Origin of the sequence: Micromonospora sp. CNB394 (assembly GCF_000374985.1) — a bacterium.
In the GTDB taxonomy this organism is placed as follows: Bacteria; Actinomycetota; Actinomycetes; order Mycobacteriales; family Micromonosporaceae; genus Micromonospora; species Micromonospora marina.
Map to the genome: position 1 here is coordinate 174,833 of NZ_KB895827.1, position 16,011 is coordinate 190,843.

15 protein-coding genes and 1 pseudogene are annotated in these 16,011 nt (G+C 71.8%); 9 read left to right on the plus strand and 7 right to left on the minus strand.

Translation table 11 applies throughout. The features are described from left to right. The first annotated feature begins 65 nt into the window (after positions 1-65). The 4 genes from C569_RS0106640 to C569_RS0106655 all read left to right on the plus strand — a co-directional run bounded on the left by C569_RS0106640 (position 66) and on the right by C569_RS0106655 (position 3,262). Positions 66-569: a hypothetical protein gene (locus C569_RS0106640; protein ID WP_081635906.1), complete on the plus strand. Its 504-nt coding sequence runs from the start codon at positions 66-68 to the stop codon at positions 567-569. A gap of 126 nt (positions 570-695) precedes the next feature. Continuing rightward, positions 696-1,607, plus strand: a complete 912-nt coding sequence (pdxS, locus tag C569_RS0106645; protein WP_018785012.1) for a pyridoxal 5'-phosphate synthase lyase subunit PdxS — start codon at positions 696-698, stop codon at positions 1,605-1,607. 73 nt (positions 1,608-1,680) lie between these two features. Beyond that, positions 1,681-2,286, plus strand: coding sequence for a pyridoxal 5'-phosphate synthase glutaminase subunit PdxT (pdxT, locus tag C569_RS0106650; RefSeq protein ID WP_018785013.1), 606 nt, complete (start codon positions 1,681-1,683; stop codon positions 2,284-2,286). Between the two features lie 226 nt (positions 2,287-2,512). Next, positions 2,513-3,262, plus strand: a complete 750-nt coding sequence (locus C569_RS0106655; RefSeq protein ID WP_018785014.1) for a YebC/PmpR family DNA-binding transcriptional regulator — start codon at positions 2,513-2,515, stop codon at positions 3,260-3,262. Between the two features lie 170 nt (positions 3,263-3,432). Here the strand turns inward: C569_RS0106655 and C569_RS34100 are convergent. After that, positions 3,433-3,678: pseudogene (locus C569_RS34100) on the minus strand (hypothetical protein); the annotation flags it as partial. 57 nt (positions 3,679-3,735) lie between these two features. Here C569_RS34100 and C569_RS34105 point away from each other — a divergent pair. Continuing rightward, positions 3,736-3,930, plus strand: a complete 195-nt coding sequence (locus C569_RS34105; RefSeq protein ID WP_369753122.1) for a UTRA domain-containing protein — start codon at positions 3,736-3,738, stop codon at positions 3,928-3,930. A gap of 32 nt (positions 3,931-3,962) precedes the next feature. On the opposite strand, the gene C569_RS0106660 is transcribed toward C569_RS34105, so the two are convergent. The 4 genes from C569_RS0106660 to C569_RS0106675 all read right to left on the minus strand — a co-directional run bounded on the left by C569_RS0106660 (position 3,963) and on the right by C569_RS0106675 (position 7,956). After that, complete coding sequence (locus C569_RS0106660; protein ID WP_018785015.1) at positions 3,963-5,024, minus strand: ABC transporter permease; 1,062 nt, start codon at positions 5,022-5,024, stop codon at positions 3,963-3,965. Then, complete coding sequence (locus C569_RS0106665) at positions 5,021-5,914, minus strand: ABC transporter ATP-binding protein (protein WP_018785016.1); 894 nt, start codon at positions 5,912-5,914, stop codon at positions 5,021-5,023. Before C569_RS0106665 ends, C569_RS0106660 begins: the two co-directional genes overlap by 4 nt. 81 nt (positions 5,915-5,995) lie before the next feature. Next, entirely contained in the window at positions 5,996-6,673 is a 678-nt protein-coding gene (locus C569_RS0106670; RefSeq protein WP_018785017.1) for a response regulator transcription factor, read from the minus strand. Beyond that, positions 6,670-7,956, minus strand: coding sequence for a sensor histidine kinase (locus tag C569_RS0106675; RefSeq protein WP_018785018.1), 1,287 nt, complete (start codon positions 7,954-7,956; stop codon positions 6,670-6,672). The genes C569_RS0106670 and C569_RS0106675 overlap by 4 nt, the downstream gene beginning before the upstream one ends. An 87-nt stretch (positions 7,957-8,043) precedes the next feature. Between C569_RS0106675 and C569_RS0106680 the strand changes: the two genes are divergently transcribed. Further along, positions 8,044-8,604 carry a GNAT family N-acetyltransferase gene (locus tag C569_RS0106680; protein WP_018785019.1) on the plus strand — a complete coding sequence of 187 codons (561 nt, stop codon included), beginning with the start codon at positions 8,044-8,046 and terminating at the stop codon, positions 8,602-8,604. Between the two features lie 60 nt (positions 8,605-8,664). Here C569_RS0106680 and C569_RS0106685 read toward each other — a convergent pair whose 3' ends face one another. After that, positions 8,665-9,606, minus strand: a complete 942-nt coding sequence (locus tag C569_RS0106685; protein ID WP_018785020.1) for a permease prefix domain 1-containing protein — start codon at positions 9,604-9,606, stop codon at positions 8,665-8,667. Further along, positions 9,603-9,944 (minus strand): PadR family transcriptional regulator, encoded by a 342-nt coding sequence (locus C569_RS0106690; protein ID WP_018785021.1) that lies wholly within the window; start codon positions 9,942-9,944, stop codon positions 9,603-9,605. The genes C569_RS0106685 and C569_RS0106690 overlap by 4 nt, the downstream gene beginning before the upstream one ends. Positions 9,945-10,128: 184 nt before the next feature. On the opposite strand from C569_RS0106690, the gene dnaE reads away from it, so the two are divergent. From dnaE to C569_RS0106705, 3 genes are all read left to right on the plus strand, one after another. Continuing rightward, on the plus strand, positions 10,129-13,662 hold the full coding sequence (gene dnaE, locus C569_RS0106695) for a DNA polymerase III subunit alpha (protein ID WP_018785022.1): 3,534 nt from the start codon (positions 10,129-10,131) through the stop codon (positions 13,660-13,662). Positions 13,663-13,679: 17 nt separating this feature from the next. Then, positions 13,680-14,597: a hypothetical protein gene (locus C569_RS0106700; RefSeq protein ID WP_231394730.1), complete on the plus strand. Its 918-nt coding sequence runs from the start codon at positions 13,680-13,682 to the stop codon at positions 14,595-14,597. Between the two features lie 305 nt (positions 14,598-14,902). Then, positions 14,903-15,940: an aminotransferase class V-fold PLP-dependent enzyme gene (locus C569_RS0106705; RefSeq protein WP_018785024.1), complete on the plus strand. Its 1,038-nt coding sequence runs from the start codon at positions 14,903-14,905 to the stop codon at positions 15,938-15,940. Positions 15,941-16,011 lie beyond the last annotated feature (71 nt).

A 16,011-nucleotide genomic window follows, 5' to 3' on the forward strand; every position in this document is an offset into this window, starting at 1 on the left:
CCGCTGTGACGAGCGCGTCGACCGGTGCACCGTGCCGGCCGGCCGGGATGAGGAGCAGCACTACGATGCCGGGCATGTGGTGGGTGGTGGGCGCGGTCGCGGTGCTCGGGCTGCTCTCGGCGTACCTGATCTGGACCTCCGGCCGGGTGCAGCGGCTCCAGGTCCGCGCGGACTCGGCGGCCCGCGCGCTCGACGCGCACCTGCTGCGCCGCGCGGCCGCCGCCGCGGTCCTGGCCGAGCAGCGGTACGGCGTGGAGTTGTACGCCGCCGCCCGCATCGCGCTGGACGCCGCCCCGGAGGAACGCGAGGCGGCCGAGAACGACCTGACCCGGCAGTTGCGCGCGGTGCGGCTGGACCCGGACGACCAGGCGTGCGCGGCGGTGATCGCGGCCAGCAGGCGGCTGGCACTGGCCCGGCAGGTGCACACCGACCTGGTTCGGGACGCCCGCTCGGCGCGGGGGCGTCCGGTGGTGCGGTTGTTCCGGATGGGGCGGGGGCGGGAGTGGCCGCGCTACTTCGACGTCGACGACCCCACGCTGGCCCCGCACGCGGACGTGACCACCGGCTGACCTACCGGGCGTGACGGGTGCCACACGGCAGGCCACCGGGGGTTCGATTGGCGCTCGGATCGGCGGCGCGCCGGTCGTAGCATTCCTGCGCAGTCACCTCCCCAGCATGCCGAGGAGCGATGTCCCGTGTCTGAATCCGCAGCCCCGACCACCGCCACCGCCGTCGGCACCGCCCGCGTGAAGCGCGGCATGGCCGAGATGCTCAAGGGCGGTGTGATCATGGACGTGGTCACCCCCGAGCAGGCGAAGATCGCCGAGGACGCCGGCGCGGTCGCCGTCATGGCCCTGGAGCGCGTGCCGGCCGACATTCGCGCGCAGGGCGGTGTGTCCCGGATGAGCGACCCGGACATGATCGACGGCATCATCTCCGCCGTCTCGATCCCGGTGATGGCCAAGGCCCGCATCGGCCACTTCGTCGAGGCGCAGATCCTCCAGGCGCTCGGCGTCGACTACGTCGACGAGTCCGAGGTGCTGACCCCGGCCGACTACGCCAACCACATCGACAAGTGGGCGTTCACCGTCCCGTTCGTGTGCGGGGCGACGAACCTGGGCGAGGCGCTGCGCCGGATCACCGAGGGCGCCGCGATGATCCGCTCCAAGGGCGAGGCCGGCACCGGCGACGTCTCCAACGCCACCACGCACATGCGGCAGATCCGGCAGGAGATCCGCCGCCTCCAGACGCTGCCCGCCGACGAGCTGTACGTCGCGGCCAAGGAGCTCCAGGCCCCGTACGAGCTGGTCAAAGAGGTCGCCGAGCAGGGCAAGCTGCCGGTCGTGCTGTTCACCGCGGGCGGCATCGCTACCCCTGCCGACGCGGCCATGATGATGCAGCTCGGCGCGGAGGGCGTCTTCGTCGGCTCGGGCATCTTCAAGTCCGGCAACCCGGCCCAGCGGGCCGCCGCGATCGTCAAGGCGACCACTTTCCACGACGACCCGGACGTGCTCGCCAAGGTCTCCCGCGGGCTGGGCGAGGCGATGGTCGGTATCAACGTCGACGAGATCCCCCAGCCGCACCGCCTCGCCGAGCGCGGCTGGTGATTGTAAGGAGGGGCCCCCTATTAACGCCTCCGGTAGAGGCGGGGCCCCCTTTTAACACCGCGGAAGGAGCATCGTGGCCGTACCGGTGATCGGTGTGCTCGCCCTCCAGGGCGACGTACGCGAGCACGTCGCCGCGCTCGCCGGGGCGGGCGCCGACGCCCGGCCCGTGCGGCGGCCGGGCGAGCTGGACGCGGTCGACGGCCTGGTGGTGCCCGGGGGCGAGTCGACCACGATCAGCAAGCTGGTCGACATCTTCGAGATGCGTGAGCCGATCGACAAGCGGATCGCCGCCGGCATGCCGGTCTACGGCTCCTGCGCCGGCATGATCATGCTGGCCGCCGACGTGCTGGACGGCCGCCCCGACCAGCGCGGCTTCGCCGGCGTCGACATGACGGTGCGGCGCAACGCGTTCGGCCGCCAGGTCGACTCGTTCGAGGCGCCGGTGGCGCTCACCGGCGTCGACGGCGGCCCGTTCCACGCGGTGTTCATCAGGGCGCCCTGGGTCGAGCGGGTCGGCCCGGACGTGGAGGTGCTCGGCCGGGTGACCGAGGGCCCGGCCGAGGGCCGGATCGTCGCGGTGCGGCAGGGCAACCTGCTGGCCACGTCGTTCCACCCCGAGCTGACCGGCGACCTGCGGCTGCACCGGTCCTTCGTGGAACTCGTCCGGGCCGCTTCCTGAGTATCCGGTCCGTCCCCGGTTGTGCCGTTCGTGCGGTCCGGACGGGGCGCTGCCGTGCGGCGCGTGACAGTCACCCGCTGGTCGCCGGTAGGATTGCCGGGATTCGGCAGGGCCATCAGCCCGCCGGCTCCCAGCGAAGATCACGGCACCTCGACGTGCGCCGGCGGGGGAGCGGGGCGTGTGCGGTGCGGTCGATGCAGACGGCGGGTAGCAACGGAGGTAACAGATGTCCGGCCACTCAAAGTGGGCGACGACCAAGCACAAGAAGGCGGTCATCGACGCCAAGCGCGGCAAGATGTTCGCCAAGCTGATCAAGAACGTCGAGGTGGCGGCCCGTACCGGCGGCGGCGACCCGGCCGGCAACCCGACTCTCTACGACGCCATCCAGAAGGCGAAGAAGAACTCGGTTCCGAACGACAACATCGACCGCGCGGTCAAGCGCGGCTCCGGCCTGGAGGCCGGCGGCGCCGACTGGCAGACGATCATGTACGAGGGCTACGGCCCCAACGGCGTGGCGATGCTGATCGAGTGCCTCACCGACAACCGCAACCGTGCCGCCACCGAGGTGCGTACCGCGCTGACCCGCAACGGCGGCTCGCTGGCCGACGCCGGCTCGGTGTCGTACATGTTCTCCCGCAAGGGCGTGGTGCTCGTCCCCAAGACCGGCACCAGCGAGGACGACGTGATGATGGCCGTCCTCGACGCGGGCGCGGAAGAGGTCAACGACCTCGGCGAGGCGTACGAGGTGGTCTCCGAGCCGGGTGACCTGGTCGCGGTCCGCACCGCGCTGCAGGACGCCGGCATCGAGTACGAGTCGGCCGAGTCCTCCCTCATCCCCAGCGTGAACGTGCCGCTGGACGAGGAGGGCGCGCGCAAGATCTTCAAGCTGATCGACGTGCTGGAGGACTGCGACGACGTGCAGAACGTCTACGCCAACTTCGACGTGTCCGACGAGGTCATGGCCGCCGTCGGCTGACCCGCGGTGCCGGAACGACGGAGGGGGCTCCGACATGGAACCCCCTCCGTGTTGCTGCATGCTGTCAGGACGTCGGCCGTACCGACCCGAGGCATGTGCCCCCGCCACCCATCTCCGATGTCCGGATGGTCGTCGGCGCGGACACGCCGCGAACGTGTCCAGGACTTCGGTCACCTGCGTGCATCGACGCCATTCCCGCAAGTCGGGCGGCGTGGCTGGGTCTCGGTGTGTGCGGGCGGCGCTCTCGCTCGGCTCGTACTGACATGCGAAGGCCGCCGCAGCCCTGCCGGTTGCACGAAGATGGTGCGCCGGGCAACGGCTTCGCCCCGCGCGTCGAGTTCGTAACCGTCGAGCCAGGCCCACCCGTCGTACGTCGTCCAGTCGAGGGCTCTGATGACTCGGAACCGAATAATCCGAGCAACGAGCCTTGGCCAGGCGGCAACACGTCACAGCTCTACAGCCTCGGTCACACGATCACCGCCGTTCGTGAGCAGGTTCGCGCAAGGATGCCGAACAGCGCCGAGTCGGCGACGTTGCGCATACCTGGAGGTGTGCCGGTTGTGATCATCACCAGGCAGACATACGTAGAAGATCGAGTAGTAGAGGTTGCTGAGATCACCATCCCTGCCGATCGCGTCAGTCTGGACTACCGCATCGACCTGACCTGAGCCGTTCCCCGCGCGCTTGCCGTCTCACCCGGTCAGCCGATCGGCTCGCGCTGCCGCCACGCCGCCCGCACCGAGGTCCGACCGTTGGTGCGCAGCAGCGAGCCCTCGTAGATCCGCGCCCCGGCGAGCAGGAACCCGGCCGCCGTGAGCAGCAGCAGCGCCAGCGACACGATCGGCTCCCAGGCCGCCGCGTCGCCGGTGAACAGCCGTACCGGCATCGCTGTGGGCGACGAGAACGGCAGGTACGACAGGATCCGCATCGCGCCGGCGTTGTCGTTGAGGAACACCACAGCGAAGAACGGCGCCATCACCGCGAGTTGGACCGGCATGGACGCCCCGGCGATGTCCTCCTGCCGGTTCACCAGCGCCCCGGCGGCCGCCCACATGGCCGCGAGCAGCAGGAAACCGCACAGGAAGTACGGCACGAACCAGCCGACGGCCGGTGCGATCAGCCCCAGCAGGTCGCCGCCGCCGGTCAGGCGCATGCCGATCAGCGCGGCGGCCGCGATCAGGGCGATCTGTCCCAGCGCCAGCGCGCCCGCGGCGAGGATCTTGCCGGCCAGCAGCGCCCGGACCGGCACGGCGGCGACCAGGATCTCCACGATCCGGGTCTGCTTCTCCTCGGTGACGCTCTGCGCGATCTGCATCCCGAACGTCTGGGACATGAAGAAGAAGACGAACGCGAAGGCGAACGGCACCAGGTACGCGACGAGCGGGTCGACCGCGTCAGGGTCCAGCAGCTCGATCTGCGGTGCCGCGCTCAGCGCGGTGACGACGTCGTCCGGGGCCCGCTCGTCGGCGACCACGACCGGACCGGTCACCACGGCGGCGTCCGCATCACCGTCTCGTACCGCCTGCTCGGCCGTGCCGTCGTCGGCGACCAGCATGACGTCCAGCCCGGCCGCGCGCAGCGGTTCGGCTCCGGCCGCGGTCACCGCCACTGTGGACGGGCCACTGTTCAGCATCGCCGGCGCCACTGTGGCGACGACCGCGAGCAGCAGGAAGATCAGCGTGCTGTAGAGGAACGTCTTGTCGCGGAGCTTGACCTTGATCTCGCGGGCGGCGACCAGCCGGGTGGCCTGAAGCGTGTTCACTGGTTGACCTCTCGGAAGATCTCGGCGAGGGACGGGGTGACCGGACCGAACGCGCGCACCGGTCCGCGGGCCAGGGCGGCGCGCAGCACCGACTGGTCGTCGGCGGGCGGGTCCAGGTCGAACACGGCGCGCGCGCCGTCGAGGTCGACCAGCCGCACGCCGGGCTGGTCCCGAAGCCAGCCGGCGTCGCCGTCGACCACGAGCGAGAAGCGGGGCCGGGTGTACGCGGAGCGCAACTCCTCGCGGGCGCCCGCGGCCCGGATCGTTCCGGCCGCGATGAGCACCAGGTCGTCGCAGAGCCGTTCCACCACGTCGAGCTGATGGCTGGAGAACAGCACCGGCGCTCCGGCGGCGGCGCGTTCCCGCAGCACCGCCACCACCATGTCGACGGCGAGCGGGTCGAGCCCGGAGAACGGCTCGTCCAGGATCAGCACCTCCGGGTCGTGCACCAGTGCGGCGGCGATCTGCGCGCGCTGCTGGTTACCCAGCGACAGCGTCTCCAGCAGGTCGTCGGCCCGCTCGCCGAGACCGACCCGTTCCAGCAGCGCGTCGGTACGCCGGCGCGCCCCGGCGGCGTCCAGCCCGTACAGGCGGCCGAGGTGGACCACCTGCTCGCGGGGCGTCATCTTCGGGTAGAGGCCGCGTTCCTCAGGCATGTAGCCGAACCGGGCCCGGGCCTCGCGCGCGAGCGGTCGCCCCCGCCACGTCACCTGCCCGGCGTCCGGGGCGAGCACGCCGAGGATGATCCGCATGGTGGTGGTCTTGCCGGCGCCGTTGCCGCCGACGAATCCGGTCATGCGCCCGGCGGTCACGTCGAAGGAGACGTCCTTGAGCACCTGACGGTCGCCGAAGCTGCGGTCGACGCCGTCGAGGCGGAGCACGCTGGTCATGATCCGGACGCTACGGCCGGCCGTCGCGCCCGTCGTCCCACCACGGGGCGATCATGGGGTCCGTCGCGCGGCGGACGGGCGTCATCCGCCGGGTCGCACCACCCCGTGCTCGTACGCGAACACCACCGCCTGCACCCGGTCGCGCAACCCGAGTTTGGCCAGCACCCGGCTGACGTGGGTCTTCACCGTCGCCTCGCCGACGCGCAGGACGTCCGCGATCTCGGCGTTGCTGGCCCCGCGCGCGACCAGTTCCAGCACCTCCCGCTCGCGCGGAGTCAGGTCGGCAGTGGCCGCGTCGTGCCGGGGGTCCGGCGGCACCGCCCCGGGACGGGCGAACGTGGAGATCACCCGCCGGGTGAGCGCCGGCGCGATCAGCCCTTCGCCGCGCGCCACCACCCGGACCGCCTCGATCAGGTCCTCCGGGGTGCCGTTCTTGAGCAGGAAGCCGCTCGCCCCGGCACGCAACGCGGCGAAGAGGTAGTCGTCGCGGTCGAACGTGGTGAGGATCAGCACTGCCGGCCCGCCCGGCGTCGCGTCAGCGGTGATCCGGCGGGTGGCCTCCAGCCCGTCGAGCACCGGCATCTCCACGTCCATCAGCACCACGTCCGGCCGCAGCGCGGTCGCCATCGACACGGCGCGCTGCCCGTCGGCGGCCTCGCCGACCACCTCGATGTCGTCCTCGACCTCCAGGATCACCCGGAAACCGGTCCGGACCAGGTGCTGGTCGTCGACGAGCAGCACCCGCACGGGCGCGCTCACGCCGCCCGCCCGGCGGCCTCGACGGGAATCGGCATCCGGGCCCGGACCCGGAACCCGCCGCCGGGACGCGGCCCGGCCTCCACCTCACCACCGTGCGCGGCGACGCGCTCCCGCATGCCGATCAGGCCCAGTCCGTCCCCGACTGCGGGTACGCCGCCGTGTCCGTCGTCACTCACGTCGATCTCCAGCTCCCTCGCCAGATAGCGGATCCGCACGTCCAGCGTGGTGGCGTGGGCGTGCTTGACCACGTTCGTCACCGCCTCCTGCACGATCCGGTACGCCGCCTGCGACACCGAGCGGGGCAGCGGCACCGGTTCCCCGTACACCCCGAGGTCGGCCCGCAGGCCGGTGTCCCGGGCCCGGTCGACGAGCGCGGAGACCTGGTCGATGCCGGCGGTGTCCTCCGGCGTGGTCGCGCCGGCCACGGCGTCCGGGTCGCGCAGCACGCCGAGCATGCGGCGCAGCTCGTCGACCGAGGTGCGGGCGGTCTCCTCGATCGCGGCCAGGGCGGTGCGGGCCTTGTCCCGGTCGCGGTCGAACACGCGCCGGCACGCGGCGGCCTGCACGCCCATCACCGACACGTGGTGGGCGATGACGTCGTGCAGCTCGCGGGCGATGCGGACCCGCTCGCCCATCACCGCGCGCTCGCGCGCCTCGACCTGGGAGCGGCGCAACTGCTCGGCCTGCTCCCGCAGTTCGTGCCGGCGGCGCGCGGCCACCCAGGAGGTCTGGCCGGAGTAGTAGGCGAACCCGAAGAACAGCACGTTGTAGAACACGCCGTTGACCACGGCGGCGAGCACCGGCGGCACCGGGCCGGCGGCGTCGGTGAAGGAGGCCGCCGAGATCTGGTCGGCCCGCAGCGCGAGGGACAGCGCGAGCCAGCCGAACATCGCCACGATGATGCCGGCCCGCAGCCGCCCGGCCAGCCGCCGGTCGGCGCCCCAGGCGCCGAGCGTGAACAGGGCCGCGAACAGCGCACCCGACGGGAGCTGGGCGAGCGGGATCGCCCGTGCCTGCCCGGCGACGAAGGCGATGGAGATCACCACCGAGACGGCGGCCGGCCAGCGCCGCCGTACGGCCAGCGGGGCGGTCACCGCGACCGTCCACCAGACCTGCTCGGCGACGCTCGGCGGCGGCCCGAGCAGGAAGGCCCCGGTGCTGTGCGCCAGGGTCAGCTCGAACAGGGCCAGCACGGTGACCGCGAGCCCGACCCAGAGGTCGGCGCGGAACTGCGCGGCCGTGGGGGCCGGCCGGCGCCAGGCGGTGGTGGGTGCGGTGCTCACCGTACGACCATGCCACCGCTGCCGCCGGTGCGGTGCCCGGGGCGGAAACGGGTGGGCCGGGCGACAGGGGCGACGTAGCCTGCCGGGATGTTCGTGCCCGATCTGCCGTTGCGCACCGAGCGCCTGCTGCTGCGCGCCTTCACCGCCGACGACCTCCCCGTGCTCCGGGACTACCGGGGCCGCCCGGAGGTGACCCGTTACCTCTACCACGAGCCGTACGACGACACGGCCGCCCGGGCCTCGATCGACCGGCTGGTCCGGCGGACCGCGTTGCGCGCTCCCGGCGACATGCTCAACCTGGCGGTGACGCTGGCGGACACCGGCGAGTTCGCCGGCGACGTGCTGCTGAGCTGGACCAGCGGGGAGCACCGGCAGGGCGAGATCGGGTACGTGGCGCACCCCGCGCACACCGGCCGGGGGTACGTCACCGAGGCGGCCCGGGAACTGCTGCGGATCGGCTTCGAGGAGCTGGGGCTGCACCGGATCGTCGGCCGGCTGGACGCCCGCAACACGGCCTCGGCCCGGGTGCTGGAGCGGCTGGGCATGCGCCGGGAGGCGCACCTGCGGGAGAACGAGTTCGTCAAGGGGGAGTGGACCGACGAGGTGGTCTACGCGCTGCTGGCCCGCGAGTGGCGGGCGGCGGCCTGACTGCCCGCGTACCCGGAAGGCCCGGCCCGCCCTCGACGGGGCGTGCCGGGCCGTGCCGGCTCAGGCGGCGCGGCGGGCCTTGACCGCGCTCTCGGTCACGTCCCAGATCGCGACGAGCACGACCACGGCGGCGGTCACCCGGGCGACCTGGTCCGTGCCGCCGTCGCGCAGCCAGGCGAACCGCTCGACCAGCTCGGGGTTGAGCAGCCGGTCGGTGCCGAGCAGCCAGAGCACCGGGGCGGCGAAGGCCACGTTGAGCACCGCGTTGACGGCGACCAGCGGCCAGGTCCACCGCCCGGCCCGGTACTTGGCGATCTCCAGGCCGACGGTGGCCAGCAGCACCACGATCAGGGCCGGCAGCCAGAAGCTCCAGAGCGCCGGGTCGAGCACCGCCATCCGGGAGCCGTCGTCGGTGGTCCAGCGCTGGTAGTGCTGACCGATCAGGAAGCCGACGGTGGCGAGCAGGAACACCGCCGAGGCGATGCTGTCGGAGTGGCTGATCTGCCGTTCCCGGCTCTCCTCGGGGAGCTGGTCGACGGTCCACTCGGGCAGGCCGAGCGGTGTGCGGGTGCGTTCCAGCACGGCGAACACCAGCGTGACCCAGAACGCGATCTGGACCGCGGTCTGCATCGCGGCCACGACCGCCGTGCCGATCGCCGCGCCCGGCTCGCCGTCGAGCAGCGCCTTGGCGAGGCCGGAGAGCACACCCACGATCGCCGGGATGTACGTGAGCAGCTGCCGCAGCAGCCGCCACCAGAGCAGGTAGTAGCGCGGGCCGATCAGTTGCAGGGTGCGGTCGCTGTAGCGCGCCGCGAGCTTCTCCGGGTGGCCCAGCTCGGTGAGCACCTCGCGCTCGGCGGAGGCGTGGTCCTGCCCGCCCGAGGTCCGGTCGTCGATCATGTCGGCGATGGAGCCGCGCAGCTCCTCGGCGAGTTCCAGACGGCGTTGCGCGGGCACGGCCCGCATGGTGGCGGCGACGTAACGGTCGGTCAGGGAACTCATCGTTCCGCTCCTTCGATCAGGTCGGTGACGGACGTCCGCACCGCGGTCATGTCGTCGAGCAGCCGGTTCAGGACGGTCTCGCCGTCGTCGCTGGTCCGGTAGAACTTGCGCGGCCGGCTCTCCTCGGTGTTCCACTCGCTGGTCAGCAGGCCCTGGTCCTCGAGTCGGCGCAGCAGCGGGTAGAGCGTGTTGGCGTCGACCGCGAAGCCGTGTGCGGCCAGCCGTTGCAGCAGGGCGTATCCGTAGTCGGGGCGGCGCAGGGCGACCAGGCTGGCCACCACCACGGTGCCGCGTCGTAGCTCCTGGAGGTGGGTCCGGAGGACCTCGTCGCTGACCATGCTCAACACGATAGTGTGTGGCACACACTATTGCAAGAGGGTAGAACATCGCGCGCCGCACATCGGCCGGCCGGAGAGACCCGCGCCACCCCCGGTGTGGACGGTGGAGCCCGCACGACCACCTCGGTAGGGTGGGCCGGTCGACTCCGACGCAGCTTGATCCACAACCCGGGGGGCGCCACGCATGGGCGATTCGTTCGCGCATCTGCACGTACACACCGAGTACTCGATGCTCGACGGGGCGGCCCGGCTCAAGGACCTCTTCGCCGAGGCGGCGCGGCTCGGCATGCCGGCGGTGGCGATCACCGACCACGGCAACATGCACGGCGCGAACGACTTCTACAAGCAGGCCATGGACGCCGGGGTCAAGCCCATCCTCGGCGTCGAGGCGTACGTCGCGCCGGAGTCGCGCTTCCACAAGGCCCGGGTCAAGTGGGGCCGCCCCGAGCAGAAGAGCGACGACGTCTCCGGCAACGGCGCGATCACCCACATGACCATGTGGGCGGCCGACCGCGACGGCCTGCACAACCTGTTCAAGCTCAACTCCCGCGCCTCCATGGAGGGCCACTACGTGAAGTGGCCCCGGATGGACATGGAGCTGATCGCCGAGCACGCCGAGGGCATCATGGCCACCACCGGCTGCCCGTCCGGTGCGGTGCAGACCCGGCTGCGGCTGGGCCAGTTCGACGAGGCGCTCAAGGTCGCCGCCGCGTACCAGGACATCTTCGGCAAGGACAACTACTTCCTGGAGATCATGGACCACGGCCTCGACATCGAGCGCCGGGTCCGCGACGGGCTCACCGAGATCGCCCGCAAGCTCGACATCCCGCCGGTGGTCACGAACGACTCGCACTACACCCACGAGGCGCAGGCCGAGGCGCACGACGTGCTGCTCTGCGTACAGACCGGCAGCAACGTGGCCGACCCGAACCGGTTCCGGTTCGAAGGCGGCGGCTACTTCGTCAAGTCCGCCGACCAGATGCGCGCCGTCGACTCCTCCGAGCTGTGGCAGCAGGGCTGCCGCAACACGCTGCTGGTGGCCGAGAAGGTCGACCCGGCCGGCATGTTCACGTTCCACAACCTGATGCCGCGGTTCCCGATCCCCGAGGGCGAGACCGAGGAGTCCTGGTTCCGCAAGGAGACGTTCGCCGGGCTGGCACGCCGCTTCCCCGACGGCATCCCCGAGGGTCACGTCGTCCAGGCCGAGTACGAGCTGGGCGTCATCATCCAGATGGGCTTCCCGTCGTACTTCCTCGTGGTCGCCGACTTCATCCAGTGGGCCAAGAGCCAGGGCATCGCAGTCGGCCCGGGGCGTGGCTCGGCGGCCGGCTCGCTGGTGGCGTACGCGCTGGGCATCACCGACCTCGACCCGATCCCGCACGGCCTGATCTTCGAGCGGTTCCTCAACCCCGAGCGCGTCTCCATGCCGGATGTCGACATCGACTTCGACGAGCGCCGGCGCGGTGAGGTCATCAAGTACGTCACCGACAAGTGGGGCGAGGACAAGGTCGCGCAGATCGCCACGTTCGGCACGATCAAGGCGAAGGCCGCGATCAAGGACTCGGCCCGGGTGCTCGGCTACCCGTACGCGGTCGGCGACCGGATCACCAAGGCCATGCCCCCGGCGGTGATGGGCAAGGACATCCCGCTGTCCGGCATCTTCGACCCCAAGCACCCCCGCTACGCCGAGGCGGGCGAGATCCGCGGCCTCTACGAGTCCGACCCGGACGTCAAGAAGGTCATCGAGACCGCCAAGGGCATCGAGGGCCTGATCCGGCAGACCGGTGTGCACGCCGCCGGCGTCATCATGTCCGCCGAGCCGATCATCGAGCACATCCCGCTGATGCGGCGCGACTCCGACGGCGTCATCATCACGCAGTTCGACTACCCGACCTGCGAGTCGCTCGGGCTGCTGAAGATGGACTTCCTCGGCCTGCGCAACCTGACGATCATCGACGACGCGGTGAAGAACATCCAGCTCAACCACGGCCGGGAACTGGACCTGCTCGGCCTGCCGCTTGACGACAAGGCGGCGTACGAGTTGCTGGCCCGCGGCGACACGCTCGGCGTGTTCCAGCTCGACGGCGGGCCGATGCGCTCGCTGCTGCGGCTGATGAAGCCGGACAACTTCGAGGACATCTCCGCCGTCCTGGCGCTCTACCGGCCCGGGCCGATGGGCGTGGACTCGCACACCAACTACGCGCTGCGCAAGAACGGGCTCCAGGAGATCACCCCGATCCACCCGGAGCTGGAGGAGCCGCTGCGCGAGATCCTCGCGCCCACGTACGGCCTGATCGTCTACCAGGAGCAGGTGCAGCGCGCCGCGCAGATCCTCGCCGGCTACACGCTCGGCCAGGCCGACCTGCTGCGCCGGGCGATGGGCAAGAAGAAGAAGGAGATCCTCGACAAGGAGTTCATCCCGTTCCGGGACGGCTGCCGCGAGCGCGGCTACTCCGACGAGGCCATCCAGGCCGTGTGGGACGTGCTGGTCCCGTTCGCCGGCTACGCCTTCAACAAGGCACACTCCGCCGCGTACGGCCTGGTCTCCTACTGGACCGCGTACCTCAAGGCGCACTACCCGGCCGAGTACATGGCCGCCCTGCTCACCTCAGTCGGTGACGACAAGGACAAGATGGCCATGTACCTGTCCGAGTGCCGCCGGATGCGCATCCAGGTGCTCCCGCCGGACGTGAACACCTCCGCCGGGCCGTTCACCCCGGTCGGCAAGGAGATCCGCTTCGGTCTCGGCGCGGTGCGCAACGTCGGCGCGAACGTGGTCGCCTCGATCATGCGGTGCCGCGAGGAGAAGGGCGACTACGCCGACTTCTACGACTTCCTGTCCAAGGTCGACGCCGTGGTCTGCAACAAGAAGACCATCGAATCGCTGATCAAGGCCGGGGCGTTCGACTCGCTCCAGCACCCGCGCAAGGGCCTGCTGGCGGTGCACGCCGACGCGATCGACGCGTACGCCGACGTCAAGCGCAAGGAGGCGGTCGGCCAGTACGACCTGTTCGGCGCCGGCTTCGGCGAGGCGGAGACCGGCGGCACCACCACTGTCATGCCGGTCATCGGCGAGGGGGAGTGGGACAAGCGCGACAAGCTCGCGTTCGAGCGCGAGATGCTCGGCCTGTACGTCTCCGACCACCCGCTGTTCGGCCTGGAACACGTGCTCGGCGCGGCGGCGGACACCACGATCGCCGCGCTGTCCGAGGAAGGCACCGTGCCCGACGGCGCGGTCGTCACGCTCGCCGGCATCCTCTCCGGCGTGCAGCGGCGGGTCACCAAGCAGGGCCGCGCCTGGGCGTCGGCCACGCTCGAAGACCTGGCCGGTGGCGTGGAGACGCTGTTCTTCCCGAACACGTACGAGGTGATCGGGCAGTACATCGCCGAGGACGCGATCGTGGTGGTCAAGGGCCGGGTGGACCGGCGCGACGACACCCCGCGCATCATGGCGATGGACATGTCCATGCCGGACATCAGCAGCAACCCGGCCAACAAGCCGGTCACGCTCACCATCCCGGTGCACCGCTGCACGCCGCCGCTCGTGGAACGGCTCAAGGAGACGCTCGTGCTGCATCCCGGCGACACCGAGGTGCACGTCAAGCTGCTCAACGGCGGCAAGGTGACCACGCTGCGCCTCGGCCCGTTCCGGGTCGCGCCGACCACCGCGCTGATGGGTGACCTGAAGAGCGTCCTCGGCCCGGCCAACGTGAGCTGACCCGTACCGTCGCGATCTTGCCCGGCGCGCCACGGCCGGGCAGCATCGTGCGGATGCCGCCCACCGACCTGCTGCGCGTCCGCGACCTGGTGCCCGACTTCCTCGCGTGCGCCCGGAGGTCCGGCCCGCCGGAGTCGTGGACCTCCCGCTACCTGGCCGGGCACCCCGACGTGGTGCGGGCGCTGCGCCGCGACGGCGACTGGTCCGACGCCACCGGCGTGGCATCCGTCCTGGACGGGCTCCGCGACCGCGCCGCCGACCTGGCGGCGAGAGCCGAGACGGTACGCGCGGCGCTGCCCGACGCTGTCGCGGCGGTGGCCGGCGCGCTCGGCTGGTCCGGCGACGGCGGGCCGGTCGAGTGCGTCGTGCTGGTCGGGCTGAACCAGGCAAACGGCTGGGCCGGTGAACTGAACGGCAGGTACGCGCTCTTCCTCGCCGTGGAGCAACTCGGGCCGCCGGAGGACCTCGACCTGCTGGTCCGGCACGAGGCGGCGCACGTGGTGCACGACCGCGGCGCCGCGATCCGCGACTGGCCCGAGCACGGGGTGGCGAACGCGTTGTTCACCGAAGGGCTCGCCACGCAGGTCACTGCGGAACTCGACACCGGCCGGCCGGACGAGGCGTACCTCTGGTTCGGCCGCCCCGGCCACCGGCGGTGGCTCGACGAGTGCCGCCGCCGGTGGCCGGAGATCCTGCGCCGGGTACGCGCCGACCTCGGCGCCACCGACGCCGACCACCACGCCCCGTACTTCCTGATGCGGGACTCGCCGCTGGCCGGCCTGCCCAAGCGCTGCGGCTACCTGGTCGGCCTGACCGCGGTACGGCGCCTGCGCCGCCATTACACCCTGAAGGACCTGTCCACCTGGCCCCTGCCGAGGGTACGAGCCGAGATGGCCGAGGCCCTGACCGACCTCCCCCCGCCGCGACGATCATGAAGTTGGCGGCGACAGATCGGACCACGAACGCCGCCAACATCATGATCGTCCGGGCGAAGGCGCTGGGATGGCGGCCTCCGGCACGCCGCCGCACCCCGCGATCTCGCGCTTTCCGCCCACCCACCCCGCCCGCTCCCCCTACTCCGCGATCTTGCAGTTTCGGCCCCGCGTCTGGCGGCTTTGCACCATTCGCCCGGGCCGAAACTGCAAGATCGTGAGGGGGTGAGGGGGTGAGGGGGTGGATGGGGCCACGGGGGTGGGATTGGCGGTGTCGGGGGCGGGGCGGGGGTGGTTAGCGTCGGGCCATGGAGCTGGAGCAGGCGCGGAAGTTGTGGCAGCCGGAGCCGGGCTGGTTGAACACGGCCACCTACGGACTGCCGCCGGAGCCGGTGTGGGACGCCGTGCAGCGGGTGCTCGCCGGCTGGCGGACCGGGCGGGTGTCGTTCGAGGTGTGGGACGAGTCGGTGGACCGCTCCCGGGCCGCCTTCGCCCGACTGACCGGTGTGGACGCCGCCGATGTGAGCGTCGGCGCCAGCGCCTCGCAACTCGTCGCGCCGATCGCGGCCGGGCTGCCGGCGGGCGCGACGGTGGTGGTGCCCGAGACCGAGTTCACCTCGATCCTGTTCCCGTGGCTGGTCCAGCGGGACCGCGGCGTGCGGGTACGCACCGTGCCGCTGGCCGGACTGGTCGACGCGATCGACGCCGGCACGGACCTGGTGGCGTTCAGCGTGGTGCAGTCCGCCGACGGCACCGTGGCCCCGTACGACGAGATCGTCGCGGCGGCCCGGGCGCACGGCGCGTTCGTGGTGGCCGACGCGACGCAGGCGTGCGGGTGGCTGCCGTTCGCGGCGGACCGGGCGGACGCGGTGGTGGTGGGGGCGTACAAATGGTTGATGTCGCCGCGCGGCTCGGCCTTCGCCTACCTGGCCCCGGCGTTGCGCGAGCGGATGCGCCCGGACGCGGCCGGGTGGTACGCCGGGCGCGAGCCGCACGCCTCGTACTACGGGCTGCCGCTGCGCCTGGCCGACGACGCGCGCCGGTTCGACATCGCGCCGCCGTGGCTCAGTTACGCGGGCACCGCCCCGGCGCTGGAACTGCTCGCCGACCTGGACCTTGAGGCGGTGCGCGCGTACGACGTGGGGCTGGCCAACCGGTTCCTGGCCGGGCTGGGCCGGCCGCCCGGCGACAGCGCGATCGTCACGGTGGACGTGCCGGACGCGCAGGAGCGGCTGGCCCGCGCCGGGGTACGCGCGGCGGTGCGGGCCGGCCGGGTCCGGGCCTCGTTCCACCTCTACACGACCGAGGCGGACGTGGATCGCGCGGTCGAGGCGCTGACCGGCTGACGCTCAGGCCAGGTGGCCGCCGATCTTCGTGTACCCGCGCAGCAGGTCGCGGGAGATGATCAGTCGCTGCA

Excerpts from the sequence above, each read along its gene's own strand:
- C569_RS0106640 (WP_081635906.1), top strand. The coding sequence starts at position 66 with ATGCCGGGCATGTGGTGGGTGGTGGGCGCGGTCGCGGTGCTCGGGCTG.
- C569_RS0106655 (WP_018785014.1), top strand. The coding sequence starts at position 2,513 with ATGTCCGGCCACTCAAAGTGGGCGACGACCAAGCACAAGAAGGCGGTC.
- C569_RS0106665 (WP_018785016.1), bottom strand. The coding sequence starts at position 5,914 with ATGACCAGCGTGCTCCGCCTCGACGGCGTCGACCGCAGCTTCGGCGAC.
- C569_RS0106680 (WP_018785019.1), top strand. The coding sequence starts at position 8,044 with ATGTTCGTGCCCGATCTGCCGTTGCGCACCGAGCGCCTGCTGCTGCGC.
- C569_RS0106685 (WP_018785020.1), bottom strand. The coding sequence starts at position 9,606 with ATGAGTTCCCTGACCGACCGTTACGTCGCCGCCACCATGCGGGCCGTG.
- C569_RS0106690 (WP_018785021.1), bottom strand. The coding sequence starts at position 9,944 with ATGGTCAGCGACGAGGTCCTCCGGACCCACCTCCAGGAGCTACGACGC.
- dnaE (WP_018785022.1), top strand. The coding sequence starts at position 10,129 with ATGGGCGATTCGTTCGCGCATCTGCACGTACACACCGAGTACTCGATG.
- C569_RS0106705 (WP_018785024.1), top strand. The coding sequence starts at position 14,903 with ATGGAGCTGGAGCAGGCGCGGAAGTTGTGGCAGCCGGAGCCGGGCTGG.